The 6,436-nt window shown below is 73.2% G+C and carries 9 protein-coding genes; 5 read left to right on the top strand and 4 right to left on the bottom strand.

From position 1 onward, the window contains the following. Positions 1–60: 60 nt before the first annotated feature. Positions 61–1,134, bottom strand: coding sequence for a PHP domain-containing protein (locus PSH25_RS10120; RefSeq protein WP_238658774.1), 1,074 nt, complete (start codon positions 1,132–1,134; stop codon positions 61–63). Position 1,135: 1 nt separating this feature from the next. Further along, a complete protein-coding gene (locus tag PSH25_RS10115; RefSeq protein ID WP_238658773.1) occupies positions 1,136–1,897 on the bottom strand; it encodes a M23 family metallopeptidase in 762 nt (253 codons plus the stop codon). A 64-nt stretch (positions 1,898–1,961) separates the two neighbouring features. Here PSH25_RS10115 and PSH25_RS10110 point away from each other — a divergent pair, with 64 nt between their 5' ends. From PSH25_RS10110 to PSH25_RS10095, 4 genes are all read left to right on the top strand, one after another. Then, entirely contained in the window at positions 1,962–2,351 is a 390-nt protein-coding gene (locus tag PSH25_RS10110; RefSeq protein ID WP_238658772.1) for a hypothetical protein, read from the top strand. Positions 2,352–2,462: 111 nt separating this feature from the next. Next, positions 2,463–2,630 (top strand): hypothetical protein, encoded by a 168-nt coding sequence (locus tag PSH25_RS10105; RefSeq protein ID WP_167493094.1) that lies wholly within the window; start codon positions 2,463–2,465, stop codon positions 2,628–2,630. A gap of 117 nt (positions 2,631–2,747) precedes the next feature. Next, a complete protein-coding gene (locus tag PSH25_RS10100; protein WP_238658771.1) occupies positions 2,748–3,275 on the top strand; it encodes a tRNA adenosine deaminase-associated protein in 528 nt (175 codons plus the stop codon). 145 nt (positions 3,276–3,420) lie between these two features. Then, on the top strand, positions 3,421–3,867 hold the full coding sequence (locus PSH25_RS10095; RefSeq protein ID WP_238658775.1) for a nucleoside deaminase: 447 nt from the start codon (positions 3,421–3,423) through the stop codon (positions 3,865–3,867). Positions 3,868–3,881: 14 nt separating this feature from the next. On the opposite strand, the gene PSH25_RS10090 is transcribed toward PSH25_RS10095, so the two are convergent. After that, positions 3,882–5,036, bottom strand: coding sequence for a sensor histidine kinase (locus tag PSH25_RS10090; RefSeq protein WP_238658770.1), 1,155 nt, complete (start codon positions 5,034–5,036; stop codon positions 3,882–3,884). Further along, positions 5,033–5,689: a response regulator transcription factor gene (locus PSH25_RS10085; protein ID WP_181518658.1), complete on the bottom strand. Its 657-nt coding sequence runs from the start codon at positions 5,687–5,689 to the stop codon at positions 5,033–5,035. Before PSH25_RS10085 ends, PSH25_RS10090 begins: the two co-directional genes overlap by 4 nt. A gap of 141 nt (positions 5,690–5,830) precedes the next feature. Between PSH25_RS10085 and PSH25_RS10080 the strand changes: the two genes are divergently transcribed. Continuing rightward, positions 5,831–6,343 carry a hypothetical protein gene (locus tag PSH25_RS10080; protein WP_238658769.1) on the top strand — a complete coding sequence of 171 codons (513 nt, stop codon included), beginning with the start codon at positions 5,831–5,833 and terminating at the stop codon, positions 6,341–6,343. The last annotated feature ends 93 nt before the right edge of the window (positions 6,344–6,436 follow it).

The following is a 6,436-nucleotide window of genomic DNA, read 5'->3' as shown; positions in this document are numbered from 1 at the left end:
CGGGCGGGCGTCGGGCGGGCGTTGGGCTGGCCGGGCGTCGGGCGGGCGTTGGTGGGCTGGTCAGGGGCGGTTGTGCGTCCAGGTCACCAGTTGCTCTGCCGACCAGGTGTTGATGACACGGTTGGCGGGGACGCCGCAGAGGGCGGCGCGTTCGCAGCCGAATCGTTGCCAGTCGAGTTGGCCGGGCGCGTGCGCGTCGGTGTTGATGGCGAACCGGCAGCCAGCCTCCAGTGCCCGGCGGATCAGGCGCTTCGGAGGGTCCTGCCGCTCCGGCCGGGAGTTGATCTCGACGGCGGTGTCGTGCTCGGCGCAGGCGGCGAAGACGGCGTCCGCGTCGAAGTCGCTCTCCGCCCGGGTCCGGGCGCGGTGCCCCCGGTCGCCCGGACCGGTCACCCCGGCCGGGCGGGACGACACCATCCGGCCGGTGACGTGGCCGAGGATGTCGAGGTGTGGGTTGGCGACGGCCTTCAGCATGCGCCGGGTCATCTTCGACCGCTCGTCCTTCAGGCCGCTGTGCACCGACCCGACCACCACGTCGAGCCGCGCCAACAGGTCGTCGTCCTGGTCGAGGGAGCCGTCGGCGAGGATGTCCACCTCGATCCCGGTGAGGATCCGGAAACCCTCGGGCAGCGCCGCGTTGACCTTTGCCACGTGGTCGAGTTGCTGGCGCAGCCGGTTCGCGGTCAGCCCCCGGGCCACCGTCAGGCGGGGCGAGTGGTCGGTCAACACCAGATACTCGTGGCCCAACTCCACCGCGGCCAACGCCATCTCCTCGATGGGCGAACCGCCGTCGGACCAGTCCGAGTGGGTGTGACAGTCGCCGCGCAGGGCGGCGCGCAGCGCCGTGGCCTCGGCGTCCAGGTCGCTGCCCTCGGTCGCCACCAGCCGGCGGAGGTAGACCGGTTCCTCACCGGCGAGGGACTCCGCCACGCAACGGGCCGTGACGTCACCGACCCCGGCCAGCTCGGTGAGCGTGCCGTTGCCGGCCCGTTCGGTCAGCTCGGCCGCAGGCATGCCGGCCAGCGCCTTCGCCGCCGACCGGAACGCGCGTACCCGGTAGGTGGCCTCGTTGGCGCGCTCCAGGAGGAACGCGATCCGGCGCAGGTCGGCGATGGGATCTCTCGCGCGGGCCATGTCAGGGCGCCTTCGGGCAGCCGTGCCGGCGTTGCCACGCGGTGACCTCGGCGGCCGGTTCCCGGTTGCCGCCACCCCGCCAGGAGTCCAGGTAACGCGCCGGCCAGATCACCCCGCGCCGGATCCACCAGCCGTCCGTGCCGGCGCACGCCGGCGAGATGCCGAAGTGCACGTGGCAGACGTTGTTCGCGTTGCCGGTGCGGCCCACCTTGCCGAGCTGCTGCCCGGCACGGACCCGCACCCCGGCGTCGACGCCGCTGGTCACCACGCTCAGGTGTGAGCCGTAGTAGCGCACCCCGTCGTCGCCGAGCAGGGCGACCGACAGGCCGCCGTTGTCCGGCCCCTGCCGCCCACGTTTGGTGTACCGGTCGACGCGGCTCACCTCCAGCACCGTCCCGTCGGTCACCGCCACGAACGGCTCGCCGCAGTCGGCGAAGAGGTCCGTCGCCGGGTACGCCCCGTGCGTCGGGTGGTAGTCGACATCGTCGGCGCGTACCGGAAAGACATGCTTCAGCCCGGTGCGGGGTGCCGTGGCGGACGGCCTGGCCGACGACGGCGCCGGGGGGCTCGGGTCGGTCGCCGTCGGCGTGGGCGACTGCGACGCCGGCTGCTCGGCGGTCGCCCAGACCGACGGTGGCGTCGGCGCGGCGCCGTCGGGCACCCCCGGCCGGGTTGTCGCGCAGCCGGCGGCCAGCACCGGGGCGAGCAGCAGCAGGATCGGGTACGCCGGACGAGCGCGGCGGCTGATCGTCGGCGAGGACATCAGGTCATCCTGGCAGAGCCGGTACCGTGGGCACGAGCGGCACGCGTGAGGGAGGGCAGCGACGGTGACCATTGCCCGACCCGAACCTGGCCCGGATTTCGGTGCCGCCCGCCCGGTGCCGCGTACCCCGTCGGGTCTCTTCCCCTCCGGGCCTCCGACCCGGCCCACCTACCGCGAGCCGCACCCGGTCACCGGTGGCGGTGTCGCCGCCGGCGGCGGCGCGGCGGCCGGTTGGCTGCTGCTGTTCGGCCTGCTCGGCACCGACGTTGCCAGTTACGCGTGGTGGACGGTGATCGCCGGCCTGCTGGCCTGGGTCACCGCCCTGGTGCTGGTCCGCTACGGCGACCGAGGGGTGGCCACCGGGGTCGCCATCGTCACGGCGGGTGGCTGGAGCATCGCCGCCGCGGTGGTGGCGGTCCGCTGGGCGACAAGTGGTGACTGGCCGCTGTGGTGACCGGCACGGACAGGCCCCGAAACCCCGCTCGGTGACTGCACCCTGTGCCCGGTTGGCTGCGTAGCGAACGCCGTCTTGACGTGGCCGCCGAGACTGGGCACGCTCGGGACTATGGCCTGGACCACTCCGCGGCAGGATCCCGATCGCAGTCGCCGTCGCCTGCAGTTGCTGGCCGAGTTGGCGGGCGCCCGGGCGGTCCGCCAGCGCAGCCGACCGCAGCGGCAGCGCACCGAGCGTCTGCGCCAGCTCATCGCCACCCGCCGCAGAGTCGTCGGCTGAACCGACTTTGTCAGGAATGACCCGCCCTTCGGGGCGTTGACGGGTCGCCCGCCGACCCGACCGGCTAACGTGCACGCGTAACGAGTCGACGCTGTGTCGAGGGCTATTGGGGGGACCGTGTCGTACTTCGCTGCGGCCGTGGTGCGCGACGACAGTGGCTGGACCGCCGCCGAGGTCAGCCTGCGTGGCGCCACCGACATCGACGAGGTCGCCGACCGGCTGCGGGACGTCGACCTGGAGGCCGACGTGTCGCTGCTCTTCGTCGAGGCCGATGACGCGTACCTGGTGATCCTGCGCCTGGACGAGGGCGAGGACCTGCGGGTGTTCGGTTCGGACTCCGCGTACGCCGAGGAGTCGCAGCTGGGGTCGCTGCTGGTCGGTGACCTGAAGACCTCGGTCACCGGGCTCGACGGTGACGAGGAGCCACGCCCGGTGAGCACCGGTGACGAGGAGAGCGAGCAGCCCGTCGTCGACCCGGAGGCCGACCCGGTCGGTGACGCCGACCTGCTGGCCAACCTGGGCATCTCCGCGCAGAAGCTGCTGACCCTCTGCACCCACGAGGGAATGATGCCGGCGGACGTCACCTCGGAGATCTGCCAGGTGCTCGGTTGCGCCGACGAGGTCGAGGAGCTGCGTGAGGTCTGAGCCGGCCGACGCGACCGATCCGTCTCTGGAGTCGATCGGGCCGGGCCAGCCGACCCCGGGGGCGGTGGGCCGCGCCGGGCCCGGCGCCAACGAGGGCCTGGCCGACCTGGGCGAGGCCGGCCGACGGCAGCGGCACGAGCTGTGGATGCGCCGCGCCCTGGAGGTCGCCGTCGCCGGTCCACCCGTCGACGACGCGGTCAGCACCGACGTCGACGACGTGCCGGTGGGGGCGGTGCTCTACGGGCCGGACGGCACCGAGTTGGCCACCGGACGCAACGAGCGGGAGCTGACCGGCGACCCCACCGCCCACGCCGAGGTGCTGGCCCTGCGCCGGGGTGCCGAGCGCGCCGGCCGGTGGCGGCTGGACGGCTGCACCCTGGTGGTCACCCTGGAACCGTGCACCATGTGCGCCGGGGCGCTGGTGCTGGCCCGGGTCTCCACAGTCGTGTTCGGCGCGTGGGAGCCCAAGACCGGTGCGGCCGGATCGCTCTGGGACGTCCTGCGCGACCGTCGGCTCAACCACCGCCCCGAGGTCTACGGCGGGGTGCTGGAGGCCGAGACCGCCGCCGTTCTGCGCGCGTTCTTCCGCTGAGGCGGGGCCGCCGGTCAGGCCGGCGGCAGGGTGACCGTGACGATCAGACCGCCGTCGGGGCGGGGCTGCGCCTCGGCGGTGCCGCCGTGGGCCCGGGCCACCGCGCGGACGATTGACAGCCCCAGCCCGAAGCCCCGCCCGCCGACGACCCGCTCCCGCGACAGCCGACGGAAGGGCTGGAACATCGTCTCGACGTCGTAGCCGGGGATGACCGGGCCGGTGTTGGTCACCGTGAGGGTGGGTCGGCCGTCGACCAGCCCGGTGCGCACCTCCACCCAGCCGTCGGCGGGCAGGTTGTGCCGCAACGCGTTCTCCACCAGGTTGAACGTGAGCCGCTCCAACAGCACCGGGTCGCCGCTGGTCGGCGCCGGGGCCAGGGCCCGCCGAACCCGCACGTCGGGGGCCTGCTTCCCGGCCTGATCGGTCGTGTGCGCGCAGACCTCGGCCAGGTCGACCGGCGTACGCTCGGTCAGCTCGTTCTCCGAGTCGGCCAGGGTCAGCAGGCCGTCGATCAGCCGCTCGTGGCGTTCGTTGACCGCCAGCAGCGACTCGCCGAGTCGCCGGGTCTCGGCCGAGGCGTCCGGGCGGGTGACCGCCAGCTCCACCAGGGCGCGGTTGAGTGCCAGCGGGGTACGCAGCTCGTGCGAGGCGTTCGCCACGAACCGGCGCTGCCCGTCGAAGGAACGGTCCAGCCGTTCCAGCATCTCGTCGAACGTGTCGGCGAGTTCGCGTACCTCGTCGGGAGGGCCGGTCAGCGCGATCCGTTCGTGCAGACCACGGCCGGCGGTGTCCGCGCCGGCGATCCGGCGGGCCGTGCCGGTGATCTGGTGCAGTGGCTGCAACGCCCGGCCGGCGAGCAACCAGCCGAAAGCGATCGCCACCGTCGACACCACGATCAACGCGATGCCGCCCTGGGTGAGCAGCGACTCCAACGCGTTGCGCTTCGCCTCGTCCTGCACCTCCTGCAACAGGGCGCGCAGGTTGTCGACGTTCTGCCCGCTGGGCGTCGTGGGGGTGGTCTTCGGCAGGTCGCGCAGTTTCACCCCGAACGGCTGCGGCATCCGCTGATCCACCAGCACGTACGTGACGGCGAGCAGGACCATGCCGGCCAACAGGAAGAGCCCCCCGTAGATGAGGGTGAGCCGGGCGCGGATCGTCAGGCGTTTCATCGGATCTGGTACCCCGCACCGGGGACCGTCTCGATCACCGGAGGGTCGCCGAGTTTGCGGCGCAGCTTCATGACTGTCACCCGGACCACGTTGGTGAACGGGTCGATGTGCTCGTCCCAGGCGCGTTCCAGCAGGTCCTCGGCGGAGACCACCGCCCCGTCGGCGCGCAGCAGCTCGGCCAGCACCGCGAACTCCTTGCGGGACAGCGCCACGTGCCGGTCGTCCCGGCGTACCTCGTGTCGGGCCGGGTCGAGCTGGATGCCGGCGCGACGCAGCGTCGGCGGTGCCGCCGGACGGGACCGGCGGGTCAGCGCGTGCACCCGGGCCGACAGCTCGACCAGGGCGAACGGCTTGGTCAGGTAGTCGTCGGCGCCGAGCGCCAGCCCTGCCACCCGTTCCCGGACCGCCGCCGAGGCGGTCAGCATCAGTACCCGGGTCTCGCCGCCCGCGTCCACGATCGCCCGGCACACGTCGTCGCCGTGCACCACCGGCAGGTCCCGGTCCAGGACCACCACGGCGTACTCGTTGACGCCGAGCCGTTCCAACGCGGCGTCCCCGTCGTACGCCACGTCGACCGCGAACGACTCCCGACGCAGCCACTCGGCGATGGCGTCCGCCAGCACGTTCTCGTCCTCGACCACCAGCACTCTCACCCCTCCATGGTGCTCGGGGTGCGGTAACGGCGGCATAACCGCCGACGGTAACGCCGGGGATACGCCCACTGCCGTGCACTGAGTGCCACGTTCGGCGAACCACGCCGGACCTGAGCGGAAGCGGACGCCATGCGACGACAGATGCTTGCGATCCCCGTCCTGCTCGCCCTGGCGCTGTCCGGGTGCGGCGGGGGAGGCGACGACGGCGGCGGGGTCGCGACCGCCGGTGGGGCGAAGGCCGCGGCAACGGCGAGCGGCACGCCGGTCAGTGACTCGGACCGGCAGCTCGCCTTCGCCCGGTGCATGCGGGAGAACGGGGTGGACATGCCCGACCCGGAGCCGGGTGGCCGTCCCGGCTTCCGGTTCGGCGCGGACGTGGATCAGCAGAAGGTCCAGGCGGCCATGGAGAAGTGCCAGGACAAGCTGCCCAACGGTGGGCAGGGCCCGCAGCTCAACCCCGAGCAGGCCGAGCAGATGCGCGCGTTGGCCAAGTGCATGCGGGAGAACGGGGTGCCGGACTTCCCGGACCCGGACGCCGACGGGCGGGTCCGGATCGGGGCGGGGGGCAACGCGATCAACATCGGCGATCCGGCCATGAAGGCCGCGATGGAGAAGTGCCGGCAGCACGCACCGCAGTTCGGGGGTGGCCGGTGACCGGCGCCACCCGACGCTCGCGGCTGCGCGCCGCCGTCACCGGCGGCGTCGTGCTGCTGGTCGCCGCCGTGGGCGTGGTCGCCGCGGTGGGCT

This window comes from Micromonospora foliorum, from assembly GCF_022229015.1.
Classification (GTDB): domain Bacteria; phylum Actinomycetota; class Actinomycetes; order Mycobacteriales; family Micromonosporaceae; genus Micromonospora; species Micromonospora foliorum.
Note: the sequence above shows the minus strand (reverse complement) of the source record. Positions and strands in the feature narration are given on the sequence as shown.